Origin of the sequence: Streptococcus oralis subsp. oralis, assembly GCF_000960035.1 — a bacterium.
Classification (GTDB): domain Bacteria; phylum Bacillota; class Bacilli; order Lactobacillales; family Streptococcaceae; genus Streptococcus; species Streptococcus oralis_G.
In genome coordinates this window covers 323,092-337,790 of the sequence record NZ_JYGR01000005.1, presented here as the reverse complement: position 1 = coordinate 337,790, position 14,699 = coordinate 323,092, and the positions used below count along the sequence as shown (strand labels likewise).

Sequence of the window (14,699 nt, the reverse complement as noted above, 5' to 3'; positions counted from 1 at the left end):
AAAAGAGCTTGTTTTATCTTTACATAAAAAAAGAGGTCACCCCTCTTTTTATGATTTTTTCCAAAATGTAGATTTGGTTAGCCAGATAAAGACTAGAAGTTCTACGAAAAGAATGAACTCAACTAGAAGCGGATTTGCAATCCAGCCCACTTGAGATAGAGCTGGAGCTAAGTCAAACAAGGCATGTAATCCATAGGCAGCAAGGAGGTAGATCCATTTCTTTTGACGAACACTTTGATAGACCCAGATAGAAAGACCAATTTGCAGAACCAGAGCAAGCACACGTTCTACTCCTAGTAAATAAACCTGCCATACAGAAAGAGACTGGACCGTTTCGAGTGTAGTCTTTGGAAGGAGATTGGCTACATCAGTATTTGAAGACTGGATGAGTGAAAAGAGAATCAAAAGACTGATCAAGCTTCCCATTCCGAGATAGAGCATCTCCAAGCCGCCATGTCCCAAACCATAAGCCAAAGCATCTCGATCTTCTAGCTTTCTCTTTTTCTCCAACCATTTAAAAAAGATAAGACGAGCCGTCTCTTCAAAGAGGGCTGCCATAGCGATCCCATAAAGGACGTATAAGAAAGGCTGCTCCTGCATAAGCGGAATGGTTCCATCTTTTTGCGGATGGAGTATCAGAAGGTGAACCATCTTCTCTAACACTTGAGAAGAAACAAAAAATGCGATTGCCCCCAAGCCCATCACTGCAAGAGAGATTTTAAACCGCTTTTTGGCATACCAAGTCCCACTTACTAGAATGAGAACCAAAGCGATCATGGTAAGGATAATATGTACTGTCATCTTTTTCTCCTATTCTGACTTATCAATATCTTTCTTCATCTCGTCAACGTTAAATTTGGCAAATAAATACTGGCGATCTTGGACTGGAAAACGTTGGTCCAACTGGTCGACTGCCCCAACCTCAATCATTCCTTCTTTGATAACAAAGTCCATCACATGCCCACCAAAGGTTAAATCATCTGAGATAAAATGCAAATGGTAGCCTGCAACACTCACTCCATGGAAAATCTCCGGTGTCCAAAATCCAACAATAGTTCCCGATACATTTTCACGGCTATATTCAGGTTGGTGAGTCGCTACATCAGCAAACTTGGTATCAGGTGTGGATTTGGGAATCATCCGTACGTGCATGTGGGCAAATTCCCCATGAATCTTGATGGAGCGAAAAAGATTTTCCCCATCATAGTAGGACTCAATTCGTTTTTCCAATTCCTTGTCTGTCATCTCAAAGCGCTGGCGGAAAATCACTTCTGCCTGATGGGGAACAACTGCCGCATAGGGAATAAGAGCATCCGCTGCCACTTCAACGATTTCAGGCGTTTGACCAGACCCCTTGGCTTGATAAGCCTTGCCATCAAGGACAATCAACTCCCCATCAATCGAATCAAGGGTTCCCAAGCCGAGGTCACCATGTTCCAGCAATTCTCCCACTGTCATAGTTCCACCATAGAGACCTGCCATTAAGGCACCTAGAGTATTGTATTGAAATAATTTAACCGGTTCCTGCACTTTTCTATCCATTCTCTTTCTTATCTTCTGTTCAATGAATCACTATACTTTCTAAGTATACCACATTTGCTCCTAGTTGTGAAAGGGAGAAATGCTTTTCCCATTGCAAAGGAGGCAAAAAAAAGGTACAATGTAACAAAATCAACGGAGGTCTGGAATGAAGAAAGAAAGTAAATACCAAGCAGTCGTTTCCTTTCTCAAAAAAGGGATTGAATCAGGAAAATTCCCAACAGGTAGCCGGCTTCCCTCCATCCGTCAATTGAGCCAAGACTTCCACTGTAGCAAGGACACTATCCAACGAGCCCTACTGGAATTACGCCATGAACAATACCTCTATGCCAAACCCCAAAGTGGCTACTATGTTCTGGAACAAGGACAGCACCAAGACTTGGAAATCGAAGTCACTGACGAGCATGCTAGTGCCTATGACGACTTCCGACTCTGCGTCAATGAAACCCTGATAGGTCGAGAAAACTACCTCTTCAACTACTATGATAACCAAGAAGGCCTTGAGGAACTCAGACAATCTGTCCATCAACTCCTCTTTGACCAAGCCCTCTACTGCAAACCCGACCAACTGGTTCTGACTTCGGGTACCCAGCAAGCTCTCTTTATCCTTTCTCAGATCAACTTCCCAAGTAAGGGAGAAGAGATTTTGGTTGAACAGCCGACTTACCACCGAATGAATCGCCTCTTGGTCGCTCAGGAATTGGCCTACAGGACCATTGAACGCCGAATCGATGGGATTAATCTTGACGAACTAGAAGAACAGTTCAAATTTGGAAAAATCAAGTTTTTCTATACCATTCCTCGCTTCCACTATCCTCTTGGCCATTCCTATTCTGATCAGGAAAAAAGGGCTATTTTGGATCTAGCAAACCAGTATGGTGTTTACATCGTAGAGGATGATTATCTAGGTGACTTAGACTCTAAAAAGGGACAAACCTTCCACTATCTGGATACTGAGGATCGGGTCATTTATATCAAATCCTTCTCAACCAGCCTCTTTCCAGCCCTTCGTATCACCGCTCTCATTCTCCCAAATGCCCTAAAAGAGGCCTTTGTTTCCTATAAAAATATCCTAGACTATGACAGCAATCTCATCATGCAAAAGGCTCTTTCTCTTTACATTGATAGCCAGTTATTTGAAAAAAATCGATTGGCTCGACTGACCCTTCAAGAGAACTATCAGGCTCAGATTAAGGAAGTGCTTGAAGAAAACTCCTGTCCCTTGCCCCACTATCCTCTACACGATGGGCTTCTCCTTGATTTGAGACACTATCCTAAAATTGCCAGTTTGAAACACAGCTCACTCAAACTAGACTTTTTTGAGAAGGCTTATTTGGATGCCTGCCCTTATCAGTTCGCCAAAGTCACTCTTGAAAATCTAGAAGAGCTATTACAATACATAAAAGCAGAATTGGATTAAAGTCCAACTCTGCTTTTTCTTATTGTTCAACTTCTGTTAGTTTCGCTGCCTTTTCAAGATAAGTTTGATAAGTTCCGTCATCTTTCAGTTTTTGGATAACCTTATCGACTACAGCTTTCAAGTCTGACTGATTCTTCTTGATAGCAACGGCATTGGCTTCGCCATCTTTCATCGTCAAGTTAACAGATGCAACGACAAGATCTGAGTTTTTACCTGCGTAGCTAAGAGCAACTGGTTCATCCATATGAACAGCATCCACTTTTCCAGCCTGCAACTCATTGACGGCTTCCCCCATATTGGTCAAAGATGTCAACTGGGCATTTGGCAATTGTTCCTTGACCATGGTTTCTGGCACAGTTCCTTTTTGAGCTGCGATATTGGCACTTGCAAGGCTTGAAAGATCCTTGTATTTGTCTAAATCGGCTCTTCTAACCAAGAAACTCATCTTATTTTCATAGTAAGGAATTGAAAAGTCAAAGACTTCCTTTCTCTCATCTGTAGCACTAATTCCTGCTATGGCTAAGTCAGCCTTTCCAGTTTGAAGGCTGGTCAAGACATTGTCAAAACTCATACTTGAGATTTCAAGTTTAACCCCAAGCTCGTCCGCAATCGCTTGAGCCATATCAATATCTGCTCCAACTACCTGGTTTTTACCATCTACCAAGGCTTGGAATTCAAACGGTGCATAGTCTGGGCTGGTCGCAACAACTAGCTTTCCTTTTTGTTTAATAGCGTCCACAGCAGATTGGGAACTATCCGTTCCTGACTGACAAGCTACCAAAACCATGCTGGCAAGCATGCTACACACAACTAATATCCATTTCTTAAACTTCATAAATAAACGACCTTTCTGTTAATTCTGAATAATTATAACTCTTTTAAAAATAGTTGTCAACGTTTTTCTTGCATTTTCATAAAATATAGTTACAAAAAATAGAAATTCAGAGATTAGTTTATCTATCTATTGGGAACTTATTTTCAAAAAAATCATTTATCATATCTTGATGTTGCTGATTTACAATTGCAATGTTTTGTATGTCCATATGATCAAAAAATCCTAATTCTAAAGTTTCATCACTTGAAAAAAAATTTGTAGAAATAGAATTTTCAGATGAAACTAAATACAAAATTGTAAGAACTTGAGCCTCATCGCCATTCGGATAACTATCTGAATATTTAGTATAAACATTTAAGAGTTTTTCCGCTCTCACTTCGATTCCCGTTTCTTCATAAAACTCTCGCACTAAAGCTTCTAAAGCCGATTCGCCTAATTCAATAGCACCACCTGGTAATCCCCACGTTCCTTTATCTGCTCGTTTTTGTAATAAAATTTTCTCTGATTGATTTAATATTCCACAGGTGAAATTTAAAATAATTTTATCTTTCCCAACTTTTTTTCTTATATTCTGTATGTAGTCCATTACTCACCTCTGATAAAAAAATCATCAATACAACGAAAGCTTACTATTAAAAAGTAAGCTTTCACAATAATCTTATCATTTGAATACTTTATAATTCAACTATTTTACCTGTTTCAAAGTAGACAACCCATTCACAGATGTTTTTTGCGTAGTCTCCGATACGTTCCAAGAAAGAAATGACCTGGAAGTAATCACGGCCTGTAACGATAGCTTCAGGATTTTTCCTAATTTCTTCTGTAGCCAAATCACGGATACTATCAAAGTAATGGTTGATTTTTTCGTCCATCGCTGCTACTTCGTAGGCTTGATCCACAGAACCGTTGAGATAGAGATCTAGAGCTGCTTCGACGAAGTTTTTCACGTCGCGTCCCATCTTTTTGATTTCTTCTTCAACAGAAGGGATACGTTGCTCCCCCTTCATACGAATAGTCGCCTCAGCGATAGACACTGCATGATCTCCCATGCGTTCCACGTCTGACACTGCCTTGAGAACGGTCAAGACGGTACGAAGGTCTTGCGAAACAGGTTGTTGGAGGGCAATCATTTCAAATGATTTCTTTTCCAACTTCACTTCATATTCATTTACTTCTGCATCATCTTCGATGACTTCTTTTGCCAAATCACGGTCATGCGTAACAAAGGCACGCACTGTACGATTGATCTGCGAGAGCACTTCTTGTCCCATAGCATAGAACTGGTTGTGCAATTTCTCTAAATCTTCTTCAAATTGAGATCGTAACATCATTCAACTCCTTATCCAAATTTTCCTGTAATATAATCTTCTGTTTCCTTGTTTTGTGGGTCTAGGAACATCTTCTTCGTATCGTTAAACTCGATCAAATCCCCATCTAGGAAAAATCCTGTTTTATCAGAGATACGAGAGGCTTGTTGCATCGAACGCGTTACCAAGAGCATGGTGTATTTATCCTTCAGACCATACAAGGTTTCCTCAATCTTACCTGCAGAAATAGGATCCAAAGCTGAAGTTGGTTCATCTAAGAGGATAATTTTCGGACTGGTTGCTAAGACACGAGCAACACAAACACGTTGTTGTTGTCCACCAGAGAGACCAATGGCCGAATCATGCAAACGATCCTTTACTTCATCCCAGATAGAAGCACGTTGCAAGGCCTTTTCTACTGCTTCATCTAGAACTTGCTTGTCCTTAACCCCATTGATACGCAGCCCATAGACAACATTTTCGTAGATAGACATAGGGAAGGGATTGGGCTGTTGAAAGACCATACCAATTTCCTTACGCAATTCAACCGTATCGGTACGGGGGCTGTATATATTGTGACCATTATAGACCACTGATCCAGTTGTTGTCACCTCAGGATTTAGATCGCCCATGCGGTTGATGGCTTTGAGCAGGGTGGACTTTCCTGATCCAGAAGGACCAATCAAGGCTGTTATTTCCTTAGGTTGGAAAGAAAGGGAAACACTATTCAAGGCCTTCTTTTTATTGTAATAAACGGACAGGTCTGACACCTGTAAAATCGCTTCTGACATACCGTTTCCTTTCTAACCAAAGTGTCCCGTTACATAGTCATTGGTTGACTGTAACTTAGCATTTTGGAAAATATTGGATGTCTTATCATACTCAATCAAATCACCCAGGTAGAAAAATCCTGTGTAGTCACTTGCACGCGCAGCCTGTTGCATACTGTGGGTAACGATGATGATGGTAAAGTCCTTCTTCAATTCCAACATGGTTTCTTCCAGCTGGGCTGTCGCAATCGGATCCAAAGCTGACGCAGGCTCATCCATCAAGAGGATATCTGGCTTGACAGAAATGGCGCGAGCGATACAGAGACGTTGTTGCTGACCTCCAGAAAGCATCAAGGCTGATTTGTGGAGGTCATCTTTTACCTGATCCCAAAGGGCAGCCTGTCTTAGAGAGGTTTCTACAATTTCATCAAGTACTTTCTTATCCTTAACACCTGCACGTTCATGAGCAAAAGTGATGTTGCGGTAAATAGACTTGGCAAATGGATTTGGACGTTGAAAGACCATTCCGATATGCTTGCGCATCTCATAGACATTGATTTCTGGACGGTTGACGTCAATCCCTCGGTAGAGGATTTGACCTGTGACCTTGGCAATATCAATGGTATCATTCATCCGATTGAGACTGCGAAGATAGGTAGATTTCCCTGATCCAGATGGACCAATCAAGGCTGTAATTTTATTTTTTTCAAATTGCATATCGATGCCCTTGATGGATTCATTTTTACCATAGTAAACATGTAAATCCTTAGTAGAGAGGGCCACTTTTTCTTCAGGGAAAGTGATGATATGCTTTTCATCCCAGTTATATTTTGACATGGCTTCTCCTTTAGGCAGCGGTTAATTTCTTGTGTAAATAGCTTCCGAGTTTGCGAGCTCCAAAGTTAAAAATCAAGATAAAGATGAGGAGCACGGCGGCAGAACCAGCTGATACAATGGTAGCATCAGGAATGGTTCCTTCACTGTTGACCTTCCAGATGTGGACAGCCAAGGTTTCTGCTTGACGGAAGATTGAGATAGGGCTGGTAACACTGAGGACATTCCAGTTAGACCAGTCAAGGGCTGGAGCGGATTGTCCTGCAGTATAGATAAGAGCGGCGGCCTCACCAAAGATACGACCAGATGCTAAAACAACACCCGTTACGATACCTGGAAGAGCTTCTGGAATGACAACATGAACTACAGTCTCCCAACGAGAGATACCAAGAGCCAAACCAGCCTCGCGTTGCGTATGGTGAACGTGTTTTAAACTGTCTTCAACATTTCGAGTCATCTGAGGAAGGTTAAAGACTGTCAAGGCCAAGGCACCTGAAATGATTGAAAATCCATACTCAAACTGGACAACAAAGATCAAGTAACCAAAGAGACCCACAACGACTGATGGTAGAGAAGACAAAATCTCAATACAGGTACGAATAAAATTGGTCACAGGTCCTTTTTTGGCATACTCAGCGAGGAAAACGCCAGCTCCCATAGACAGGGGAACAGAAATGATCAAAGTAATAACCAAAAGGAAGAAGGAATTATAGAGCTGAATCCCGATACCCCCACCTGCTTGATAAGAGGAGGATTTCCCTGTCAAGAAGGACCAAGAGATATGCGGTAACCCTCTCACCAAGATATAGAGAATCAAGGATGCCAAGATGGTCACGATGATACCCGCGATGGTATAGAGGACAGCTGTTGCAAGTTTATCTAATTTCTTAGCGTGCATAGTTTTTCTTTCCTCTTTCTTTCGTTATCAATTTAATCACACTGTTAAAGGCCAAACTCATCAAGAGCAAGACTAAGGCCAGTGACCAGAGAACGTTATTATCAACCGTTCCCATGACGGTATTTCCGATACCCATAGTCAATACAGATGTCAAAGTCGCAGCTGGTGTTGTTAGCGAGGTTGGGATAACTGCTGAGTTTCCGACCACCATCTGAATAGCAAGGGCTTCACCAAAGGCACGCGCCATCCCAAAGACCACTGCAGTGAAAATACCTGAACGTGCTGCTTTCAAGGTCACACGCCAGATGGTTTGCCAACGAGTGGCTCCCATAGCTAAACTGGCTTCACGGTAATGACGAGGAACAGCACGCAAGCTGTCTGTTGTCATAAAGGTTACAGTTGGTAGGATCATGACAAAGAGAACGAAAATCCCTGACAAGATCCCAAAACCAGTTCCACCAAAGACGCTACGAACAAAAGGCACCACAACTTGCAAACCGATAAAGCCATAGACGACTGAAGGAATACCGACGAGGAGTTCAATGGCTGGTTGTAAAATCTTTGCACCCTTTGGTGATACTTCTGTCATAAAGACTGCCGCACCAATAGCAAAGGGTGTTGCGATGAGGGCTGATAAAATCGTCACAATAAAGGAACCCAAAATCATCGGAAGGGCACCAAATTGTTTCCCTGAAGGATTCCAAGTTTGTCCAAAGAGGAAATCAAAGATGTTGACCCCATTGACAAAGAAGGTCGATAAGCCTTTTTGGGCTACAAAAATCAAAATCATCGCCACAATGATAACAATCAAAGAAAGGCAAGTGAAGGTCAAACCTTTACCAAACTTCTCAAGGCGAGAGTTCTTTGAAGGAGAGAGTAATTTTTTAGATAGTTCTTCTTGATTCATTATTGACCTCCTTCTACTGCTGTAACGGTACCTGAAGCATCCTTTTGGACTTTCATTTCATTGATGGAGATATAGCCCATGCCCTTAACAATTCCATTTTGTGCTTCATCTGAGAGGACGAAATTCAGGAATTCAGCAGCTAACTCATTTGGCTGACCAAGTGTGTACATATGTTCATAAGACCACAAAGGCCAGTTGTTGGTCGTTACATTTTCAGACGTAGGTTCATACCCATTCAGTTTCATGCTTTTCACGGAGTCATCTACATAGGCAAAAGCTAGATAAGAAATGGCTCCAGGCGTTTGGGATACAATCGACTTGACCATCCCGTTAGAATCCTGTTCTTGGCTCTGCATTGCCGCTTGGCCATTCATAATGACCGTATCAAACGTCGCTCGTGAACCAGAACTTGCTGCTCGGTTGATGATTGAAATGGCCAGGTCTTTGCCCCCAACTTCTTTCCAGTTGGTCACTTCACCTGTAAAGATTTTGCGAAGTTGCTCGGTTGTGAGATTTTCAACATCCACTTCCTTGTTTACAATCACTGCAAGACCAGCCACTGCAACCTTGTGGTCTACTAGGGCTGAAGCATCGATTCCTTCTTTTTCCTCTGCAAAGACGTCAGAGTTCCCGATGTCAACTGCTCCAGACTGGATTTGGGATAGTCCTGTACCCGATCCACCACCTTGAACATTGACTGTTTTTCCGATGTTTCTAGAACCGAATTCATCTGCTGCCGCTTCGACAAGAGGCTGAAGAGCAGTTGAACCAACGGCTGTCATGGATTCTCCACGATCAATCCAGCTAGCACATCCTGCTAGAGAACCTGCCATCAAAAGAGCTGCAAGAGACATGACGAGCTTTTTTCTTTTTTTCACTGTTATTCTCCTTGAACATAATGATAAATGTTCTGATTTCTTCCATTTGTCCTGATCATCCAATTATCATCAATGATTGTCCCGCTTTATTTTATCTAGTCATTCTTAGGAGCGGACAATTCCATCGTATAATATAAGTAATAATGAAAGACTATCAGAAAAAACTCATACTTCCACTATAACATAGAATAGGCTCTTTGACTAGCTTTTTCACCTGAATCTGAGCCCTTTTGGATAATAATTTTTCAAAACATTACCCGTTACCTTGGCAAAGCCTAGTCCGTTTCCTTGAACCACAACTTGGTACCAGCCATTTGGTCGAGCTTCAGACAATTGAACAGTCTCACCAGCCACATATTTTACAAAGTCCTCATCATTGATTTCAACACTTTGTTTTACTTGGCTTGGTTTCAATGTTAATCCCAGAGCAAAGCTTGGTTCAAAGCGTTTCTTTTTAAAAGTCCCCAGATGAAGTCCATTTCGGGAAATTTTGAGTTTGCCTAGATCCGGTAGCATCTCTGGCAGGAGATAGAGTTGATCTCCAAAAGTCTGCAAGATACCAGTTAGATTGACTCGCAAGTGTTTTTTGGCAAACTCTTGCCACAAGTTCTGCTGTTCACGACTGAGATTGCTCTTGCTAGCCTTGAATCTTGGTGCTGGATTTTTTCCCTTAAACTGCAGGTGGGCAACAAACTGGCCTTCTCCCTTGAAATGATGAGGGTACATTCGAGACGTTTCAGGAAGGCCAATTCCTTCTACCATACCATTCAAATGCTCAACTGGAAGCAATTCAAAATCATAAGTATCCAGCAACCAGTGGACGATTTCTTCGTTTTCCTCAGGTGCCCAAGTACAGGTCGAATAGACCAAACGCCCTCCTTTTGCAAGCATGGTCACTGCATCTTCTAAAATTTCTCTTTGGAGACTAGCGCATTGACTAGGATAATCAGTACTCCAATAATCCATGGCATCGGGCTGCTTACGAAACATCCCTTCACCCGAGCAAGGTGCATCAAGGACAATCACATCAAAGTAACCTTTAAAAACCTTGGCCAAGCGGTCAGCAGATTCATTAGTCACAACAACGTTTGTAGCTCCAAATCGCTCCATATTTTCCACTAAAATTTTAGCACGCTTGCTTGAGATTTCATTGGAAACAAGGACTCCTTGATTAGCCAGATAAGCTGCTAGTTGAGTGGATTTTCCCCCTGGTGCTGCCGCCAAGTCCAAGACCTTCATGCCAGGTCTTGGTTGAGCTACCTGGGCCACCATTTGGGCTGCAGGCTCTTGCGAATAAACGAGACCTGTCACGTGCTCTGGAGATTTCCCTGAGACCTTACCATAGTGTCCCCAAGGTGTATGGGGAATAGCATCCGCAAACGACAACTGACTTTCTTTTAAGGGATTAACCCGAAAAGCCGAAACTGCTTCCTGTTTAAAAGAGGCAAGAAAGTCTCTTGCCTCATCTTCTAGTATCGCTTCATATTTTTCAACAAATCCTTCTGGAAATTGCATTTAGTTCTCTTTCCTTTCGTAGATATAAGACTGAATCTCTTCTTGCATCTCGATTGGCACCATCATGACTGGCTGACGCGTTTTAAAATCAGCGGGCTCACCTGATACCGTAAGAAGACGATAACCCAGACTTTCCCCTAAGATACTGGCCGCAGCGTAATCCCATGGTTGTAAGTAGGTAATATAAGTTAAAAGACGACCCGATAAAACCTTGGCAAAACTAATGGCCGCACTGCCATATACACGGACACCCAACGCAGCTCGACCCAAATCACCCAAGCCCCACTCATTGCTTTCAAACATACCTGAGTTACCGGCAACTAAAAATTCTTGAAGAGGTTTCTTTTTAAAAGCCGGTAAGGGCTCATTATTGCGACAAGGAGGAAAGGCACCACCACCATGGTAACAATCACCTTTCATGACATCATAGATGATGCCAAACTTGCCCACACCATTCTCAAAATAAGCCAACATAACAGCAAAATCTTCCTGCTGGGCGACAAAGTTATTGGTACCGTCAATGGGATCAATCACCCAAACAGAACCTTGACCGACTGCAGCACGTAAACAACCCTCTTCCGCGCAAATCAAGTCCTCAGGATAGGAGGACTTGATCCGATCAACCAAGAGTTGCTGAACCTCCTTGTCCAAACGTGTCACCAAGTCAGTAGGGGAAGACTTGCGCTCAACCTGCAAATCTTCTTTCATATGAGCCAAAATGTAGTCAGCAGCTTCCTGCACAATCTGTTTGGCAAATTCAAATTTAGTTTCCAAGAGAAATCTTCCCTTCTCTTTTTTCTTTTGCTAATTGAACTGCATGATAGAAGGAATAACCGCTAGCCGTCTCAAATTCGCGACCTAAGCGCTTTTCTTCGCTTTTGCTCGGAACGACAGACTTAAATTCCTTATAGGAATCTAGCAGTTTTTTTGCTTCTACCTTGTCTTCATAGGCAGCTTCAACATCATTAAAAAAAGAAAGCACCGAAGCAAGTTCTTCAGTGCTCCACGACAAATCTAGTGGGTAACTATACTGTTTGTTCATCTATCCTATACCAGCTCTCAATGTTGCTTCTTTCAATTCTTGTTTACGGTAACTACGAGGGAGAAAAGCACGAATCTCATCTTCATTAAAACCGATCTGCATGCGTTTAGTATCTATAATAATTGGGCGACGCAAAAGACTAGGATATTGCTCAATCAACTGAAGCAACTCCGATACTGAGATACTCTCTACATCAATATCCAATTTTTGAAAAATTTTTGAACGAGTTGAAATGATGTCATCAGTACCATTTTCGGTCAAGGAAAGAATATGTTGTAATTCTTTTCTTGTTAAAGGACTAGTCATAATATTATGCTCTTGAAAGGGCACTTTATGCGTCTCTAACCAAGCCTTTGCCTTACGACATGATGTACAACTCGGTGATAAAAATAGTGTAATCATGCTTTTCTCTTCTTTTATCTATACTTGCTATTTCTATTATACAAAAAAATAAAGCGCTTGACTAGGTATTTTTAGAAAAAAAGCCTATTTTTTCATAGAAAATAGACTGTTCTCTGTAAAAATTACCTGTTTTACAAGTTTATCTTTAGGATAACCCAACAATATATAGGGAGCAGAGTAACTTCTCTCGTTTTTTATTAAAAATACAGAATTTTATCTACTTTTTCCTTGAAGCTTTGACAAGAAGGAAACCTAATATTCCTTCATACAAGGCAAAGAAAAGTACAAAGGCATGGAGGAAGAAAATCTCTGGTAAAATCAGAATAACTCGATCCTTTGCTGGATCAAAAAGCCAAGTATCATCTCCCACAAAGAGAATCTGATGGAAAAGAGTAAAGAATTGCTCAAAACCAATCAACACTCCTACAAGCCCAATGATCAGAGGCAATAGTACTAAAGTCAAGATACTTTTACGATATAGTGCTAAAAAGCCTTTTTTGACAATCTTTTTAACAAAGAAATAGAAACTTGGAAGTGTCACCAAAGTGACCAGCTGAACCAAGTGGAAGAGATTCTTCACCACCGCAAAGTGGTGTAAACCAGCCGCTGACGAACGGAAATCTGGCATCTCTAAGACCTGACTAAAGGGATTGGTCAGGTAATTCATCAAGATATGAAAATTGTACTGAATGGTTTCGGGCTTTAGATAGACTCGATCCGCTAAGTTCAGCCACTGAATCTCCATAGGATAGAAAATCCATGCCAGATAAATGGTTAAGAGAATAGAAATGGAAAGGAGAAAAAGCATACTTCCCCAAAAAGTCAGTTTAGTTCTCATCAAAATTCCACTCCGCAAGGCTAGAAAGGACATGAGTTGGTGCGATTGGCAGGTCCGCTACTTCCTCTGCCTTGGTAAAACCTGTCGTCACCAAGAGCGTTGGAATACCATTGTCAATCCCTGCTCGGATATCTGTCAGGTAGTTGTCCCCAACCATGAGCAATTCTTCTCTTTTCAAGCCCAAGTGCTCAACTGCCTTGTCCATAATGATAGCATTTGGTTTCCCGATATAAACTGGTTTCACTCGTGTTGCTACTTCAAGAAGTGTAATTAGTGAACCAGCACCTGGCAAAAGACCACGTTCTGTCGGGATATTGAGGTCAGGGTTGGTTCCGATAAAGTGAGCACCCTTTTGGATAGCTAGAGTTGCTGTCGCAAATTTTTCATAGTCGACTTGCCAGTCCAGTCCAACCACCACATAGGCTGGATTTTCCTTGTCTTCGACATAACCAGCTGCCTGAATGGCATCCTTGAGCCCAGCTTCTCCGATGACATAGGCTGTCTTTTCCAGTCCCAAGTCGTTCATATAGTCGATGGTTGCCAGAGTTGCTGTATAGACAGTTGATAGAGGGGTATTAATGTTAAAATTCTGAGCCAACATCTCTTGTACACTCTCAGGAGTACGAGTTGTATTATTGGTCACAAAGAGATAGGGAATTTCTCTTTTTTGTAACTCATGGACAAAAGCCTCACCCGCCGGAATTCTGTCTTTCCCCTTGTAAATAGTTCCGTCTAAATCAATTAAATAACCTTTATAAGCCATATCGTCCTTTCTAATTGCCTTCAATTTCTTGCCAAGTAATCATAGCTTGGGCATTTATCTCGCCATCACTGATAATCTCATGCTTGCTTTCTAGTCCCTTGAGTTCATAAGCTGAAGCAATCATGCCACCTGGTCGCACTTCTTTGACATATTTGAGATTGATTTTCTTTGGAATATACTTGGTCAAAAAGTCTGCTCCCATAACCTCAAAAATCCAATCCAGGTATTTGCTATTATTGACATGACCATTCATATCCAAGTCGTAAAAACGAACATGGTAGTCTTTACTGAACGGGTTTTCTAGATTTGCATACTTTGGCCCACGGATGAGTTTTTTATCAAACTCAGACTGGTAAGGAGCAACAATCTCCGGTTCGACAGCATGAACTTTCCGACTATCTCTGTCCATAAGAACAAAGGTTGCTACCATGCGAATGATTTCTTGACCTGCTTCATCATAGATAGTGAAACGGCGGTAGCAAAAAAGACGATTGTAAGTCAATGCTTCTGTTTCAATCGTAATCTCTTCAGCAAAGCGAGGCAAGCGAACCACGTCAATCGCATAGTCTGTAATAATCCAGACCAGATTGTAACGTTCTAACACATCCTTATCGCTAACTCCCAGTTCAATGGACTGCATACCTGATACTTGCAGGGACAGCAAAATCACATCTGGAAGTTTGATATGACCGTTCATGTCCGCCATATCAAAAGGAATTTTCATTTTCATTTGATAAGTTAAGCCCATCGT

The 14,699-nt window shown here is 41.7% G+C and carries 18 protein-coding genes; 1 reads left to right on the top strand and 17 read right to left on the bottom strand.

Annotated features, from left to right (window positions below; translation table 11 throughout):
- Positions 1-48: 48 nt before the first annotated feature.
- Together TZ92_RS04790 and budA are read right to left on the bottom strand one after the other, a co-directional pair.
- A complete protein-coding gene (locus TZ92_RS04790) occupies positions 49-801 on the bottom strand; it encodes a YhfC family intramembrane metalloprotease (RefSeq protein ID WP_033629494.1) in 753 nt (250 codons plus the stop codon).
- A 9-nt stretch (positions 802-810) separates the two neighbouring features.
- Complete coding sequence (budA, locus tag TZ92_RS04785) at positions 811-1,542, bottom strand: acetolactate decarboxylase (RefSeq protein WP_033629493.1); 732 nt, start codon at positions 1,540-1,542, stop codon at positions 811-813.
- Positions 1,543-1,687: 145 nt separating this feature from the next.
- On the opposite strand from budA, the gene TZ92_RS04780 reads away from it, so the two are divergent.
- Positions 1,688-2,959, top strand: coding sequence for an aminotransferase-like domain-containing protein (locus tag TZ92_RS04780; protein ID WP_033629491.1), 1,272 nt, complete (start codon positions 1,688-1,690; stop codon positions 2,957-2,959).
- A 19-nt stretch (positions 2,960-2,978) separates the two neighbouring features.
- On the opposite strand, the gene TZ92_RS04775 is transcribed toward TZ92_RS04780, so the two are convergent.
- The 15 genes from TZ92_RS04775 to TZ92_RS04705 all read right to left on the bottom strand — a co-directional run bounded on the left by TZ92_RS04775 (position 2,979) and on the right by TZ92_RS04705 (position 14,696).
- On the bottom strand, positions 2,979-3,794 hold the full coding sequence (locus TZ92_RS04775; RefSeq protein ID WP_033629490.1) for an ABC transporter substrate-binding protein: 816 nt from the start codon (positions 3,792-3,794) through the stop codon (positions 2,979-2,981).
- A 118-nt stretch (positions 3,795-3,912) separates the two neighbouring features.
- Positions 3,913-4,380: an NUDIX hydrolase gene (locus TZ92_RS04770; RefSeq protein WP_033629489.1), complete on the bottom strand. Its 468-nt coding sequence runs from the start codon at positions 4,378-4,380 to the stop codon at positions 3,913-3,915.
- 88 nt (positions 4,381-4,468) lie between these two features.
- Complete coding sequence (phoU, locus tag TZ92_RS04765) at positions 4,469-5,122, bottom strand: phosphate signaling complex protein PhoU (RefSeq protein WP_000946469.1); 654 nt, start codon at positions 5,120-5,122, stop codon at positions 4,469-4,471.
- 11 nt (positions 5,123-5,133) lie between these two features.
- The gene (gene pstB / locus TZ92_RS04760) at positions 5,134-5,892 is read right to left on the bottom strand and encodes a phosphate ABC transporter ATP-binding protein PstB (RefSeq protein WP_001287329.1); all 759 of its coding nucleotides are present in this window, start codon (positions 5,890-5,892) and stop codon (positions 5,134-5,136) included.
- Positions 5,893-5,904: 12 nt separating this feature from the next.
- Positions 5,905-6,708, bottom strand: coding sequence for a phosphate ABC transporter ATP-binding protein PstB (gene pstB, locus TZ92_RS04755; protein ID WP_000049851.1), 804 nt, complete (start codon positions 6,706-6,708; stop codon positions 5,905-5,907).
- Positions 6,709-6,718: 10 nt separating this feature from the next.
- Positions 6,719-7,603 (bottom strand): phosphate ABC transporter permease PstA, encoded by an 885-nt coding sequence (gene pstA, locus TZ92_RS04750; protein WP_033629488.1) that lies wholly within the window; start codon positions 7,601-7,603, stop codon positions 6,719-6,721.
- Positions 7,593-8,510, bottom strand: coding sequence for a phosphate ABC transporter permease subunit PstC (pstC, locus tag TZ92_RS04745; protein ID WP_001070951.1), 918 nt, complete (start codon positions 8,508-8,510; stop codon positions 7,593-7,595). The genes pstA and pstC overlap by 11 nt, the downstream gene beginning before the upstream one ends.
- Positions 8,510-9,388, bottom strand: coding sequence for a phosphate ABC transporter substrate-binding protein PstS (locus tag TZ92_RS04740; RefSeq protein WP_033629487.1), 879 nt, complete (start codon positions 9,386-9,388; stop codon positions 8,510-8,512). The genes pstC and TZ92_RS04740 overlap by 1 nt, the downstream gene beginning before the upstream one ends.
- A 210-nt stretch (positions 9,389-9,598) precedes the next feature.
- Positions 9,599-10,903 (bottom strand): RsmF rRNA methyltransferase first C-terminal domain-containing protein, encoded by a 1,305-nt coding sequence (locus TZ92_RS04735; protein WP_033629486.1) that lies wholly within the window; start codon positions 10,901-10,903, stop codon positions 9,599-9,601.
- Positions 10,904-11,677, bottom strand: coding sequence for an inositol monophosphatase family protein (locus TZ92_RS04730; protein ID WP_033629484.1), 774 nt, complete (start codon positions 11,675-11,677; stop codon positions 10,904-10,906).
- The gene (locus TZ92_RS04725; protein WP_001041959.1) at positions 11,667-11,945 is read right to left on the bottom strand and encodes a UPF0223 family protein; all 279 of its coding nucleotides are present in this window, start codon (positions 11,943-11,945) and stop codon (positions 11,667-11,669) included. Before TZ92_RS04725 ends, TZ92_RS04730 begins: the two co-directional genes overlap by 11 nt.
- The gene (locus TZ92_RS04720) at positions 11,946-12,347 is read right to left on the bottom strand and encodes a Spx/MgsR family RNA polymerase-binding regulatory protein (protein WP_000631261.1); all 402 of its coding nucleotides are present in this window, start codon (positions 12,345-12,347) and stop codon (positions 11,946-11,948) included. It abuts the gene before it with no gap.
- Positions 12,348-12,564: 217 nt separating this feature from the next.
- Positions 12,565-13,185: a TIGR01906 family membrane protein gene (locus TZ92_RS04715; RefSeq protein ID WP_033629482.1), complete on the bottom strand. Its 621-nt coding sequence runs from the start codon at positions 13,183-13,185 to the stop codon at positions 12,565-12,567.
- Positions 13,175-13,948, bottom strand: a complete 774-nt coding sequence (locus TZ92_RS04710) for a TIGR01457 family HAD-type hydrolase (protein WP_033629481.1) — start codon at positions 13,946-13,948, stop codon at positions 13,175-13,177. The genes TZ92_RS04715 and TZ92_RS04710 overlap by 11 nt, the downstream gene beginning before the upstream one ends.
- 10 nt (positions 13,949-13,958) lie before the next feature.
- Positions 13,959-14,696, bottom strand: coding sequence for an acyl-[acyl-carrier-protein] thioesterase (locus tag TZ92_RS04705; protein ID WP_033629480.1), 738 nt, complete (start codon positions 14,694-14,696; stop codon positions 13,959-13,961).
- Between the last annotated feature and the right edge of the window lie 3 nt (positions 14,697-14,699).

What these genes read in the sequence shown, in the direction of transcription:
- TZ92_RS04790 (WP_033629494.1), bottom strand. Translation starts at nt 801, where the DNA reads ATGACAGTACATATTATCCTTACCATGATCGCTTTGGTTCTCATTCTA.
- budA (WP_033629493.1), bottom strand. Translation starts at nt 1,542, where the DNA reads ATGGATAGAAAAGTGCAGGAACCGGTTAAATTATTTCAATACAATACT.
- TZ92_RS04780 (WP_033629491.1), top strand. Translation starts at nt 1,688, where the DNA reads ATGAAGAAAGAAAGTAAATACCAAGCAGTCGTTTCCTTTCTCAAAAAA.
- TZ92_RS04775 (WP_033629490.1), bottom strand. Translation starts at nt 3,794, where the DNA reads ATGAAGTTTAAGAAATGGATATTAGTTGTGTGTAGCATGCTTGCCAGC.
- TZ92_RS04770 (WP_033629489.1), bottom strand. Translation starts at nt 4,380, where the DNA reads ATGGACTACATACAGAATATAAGAAAAAAAGTTGGGAAAGATAAAATT.
- phoU (WP_000946469.1), bottom strand. Translation starts at nt 5,122, where the DNA reads ATGTTACGATCTCAATTTGAAGAAGATTTAGAGAAATTGCACAACCAG.
- pstB (WP_001287329.1), bottom strand. Translation starts at nt 5,892, where the DNA reads ATGTCAGAAGCGATTTTACAGGTGTCAGACCTGTCCGTTTATTACAAT.
- pstB (WP_000049851.1), bottom strand. Translation starts at nt 6,708, where the DNA reads ATGTCAAAATATAACTGGGATGAAAAGCATATCATCACTTTCCCTGAA.
- pstA (WP_033629488.1), bottom strand. Translation starts at nt 7,603, where the DNA reads ATGCACGCTAAGAAATTAGATAAACTTGCAACAGCTGTCCTCTATACC.
- pstC (WP_001070951.1), bottom strand. Translation starts at nt 8,510, where the DNA reads ATGAATCAAGAAGAACTATCTAAAAAATTACTCTCTCCTTCAAAGAAC.
- TZ92_RS04735 (WP_033629486.1), bottom strand. Translation starts at nt 10,903, where the DNA reads ATGCAATTTCCAGAAGGATTTGTTGAAAAATATGAAGCGATACTAGAA.
- TZ92_RS04725 (WP_001041959.1), bottom strand. Translation starts at nt 11,945, where the DNA reads ATGAACAAACAGTATAGTTACCCACTAGATTTGTCGTGGAGCACTGAA.
- TZ92_RS04720 (WP_000631261.1), bottom strand. Translation starts at nt 12,347, where the DNA reads ATGATTACACTATTTTTATCACCGAGTTGTACATCATGTCGTAAGGCA.
- TZ92_RS04715 (WP_033629482.1), bottom strand. Translation starts at nt 13,185, where the DNA reads ATGAGAACTAAACTGACTTTTTGGGGAAGTATGCTTTTTCTCCTTTCC.
- TZ92_RS04710 (WP_033629481.1), bottom strand. Translation starts at nt 13,948, where the DNA reads ATGGCTTATAAAGGTTATTTAATTGATTTAGACGGAACTATTTACAAG.
- TZ92_RS04705 (WP_033629480.1), bottom strand. Translation starts at nt 14,696, where the DNA reads ATGGGCTTAACTTATCAAATGAAAATGAAAATTCCTTTTGATATGGCG.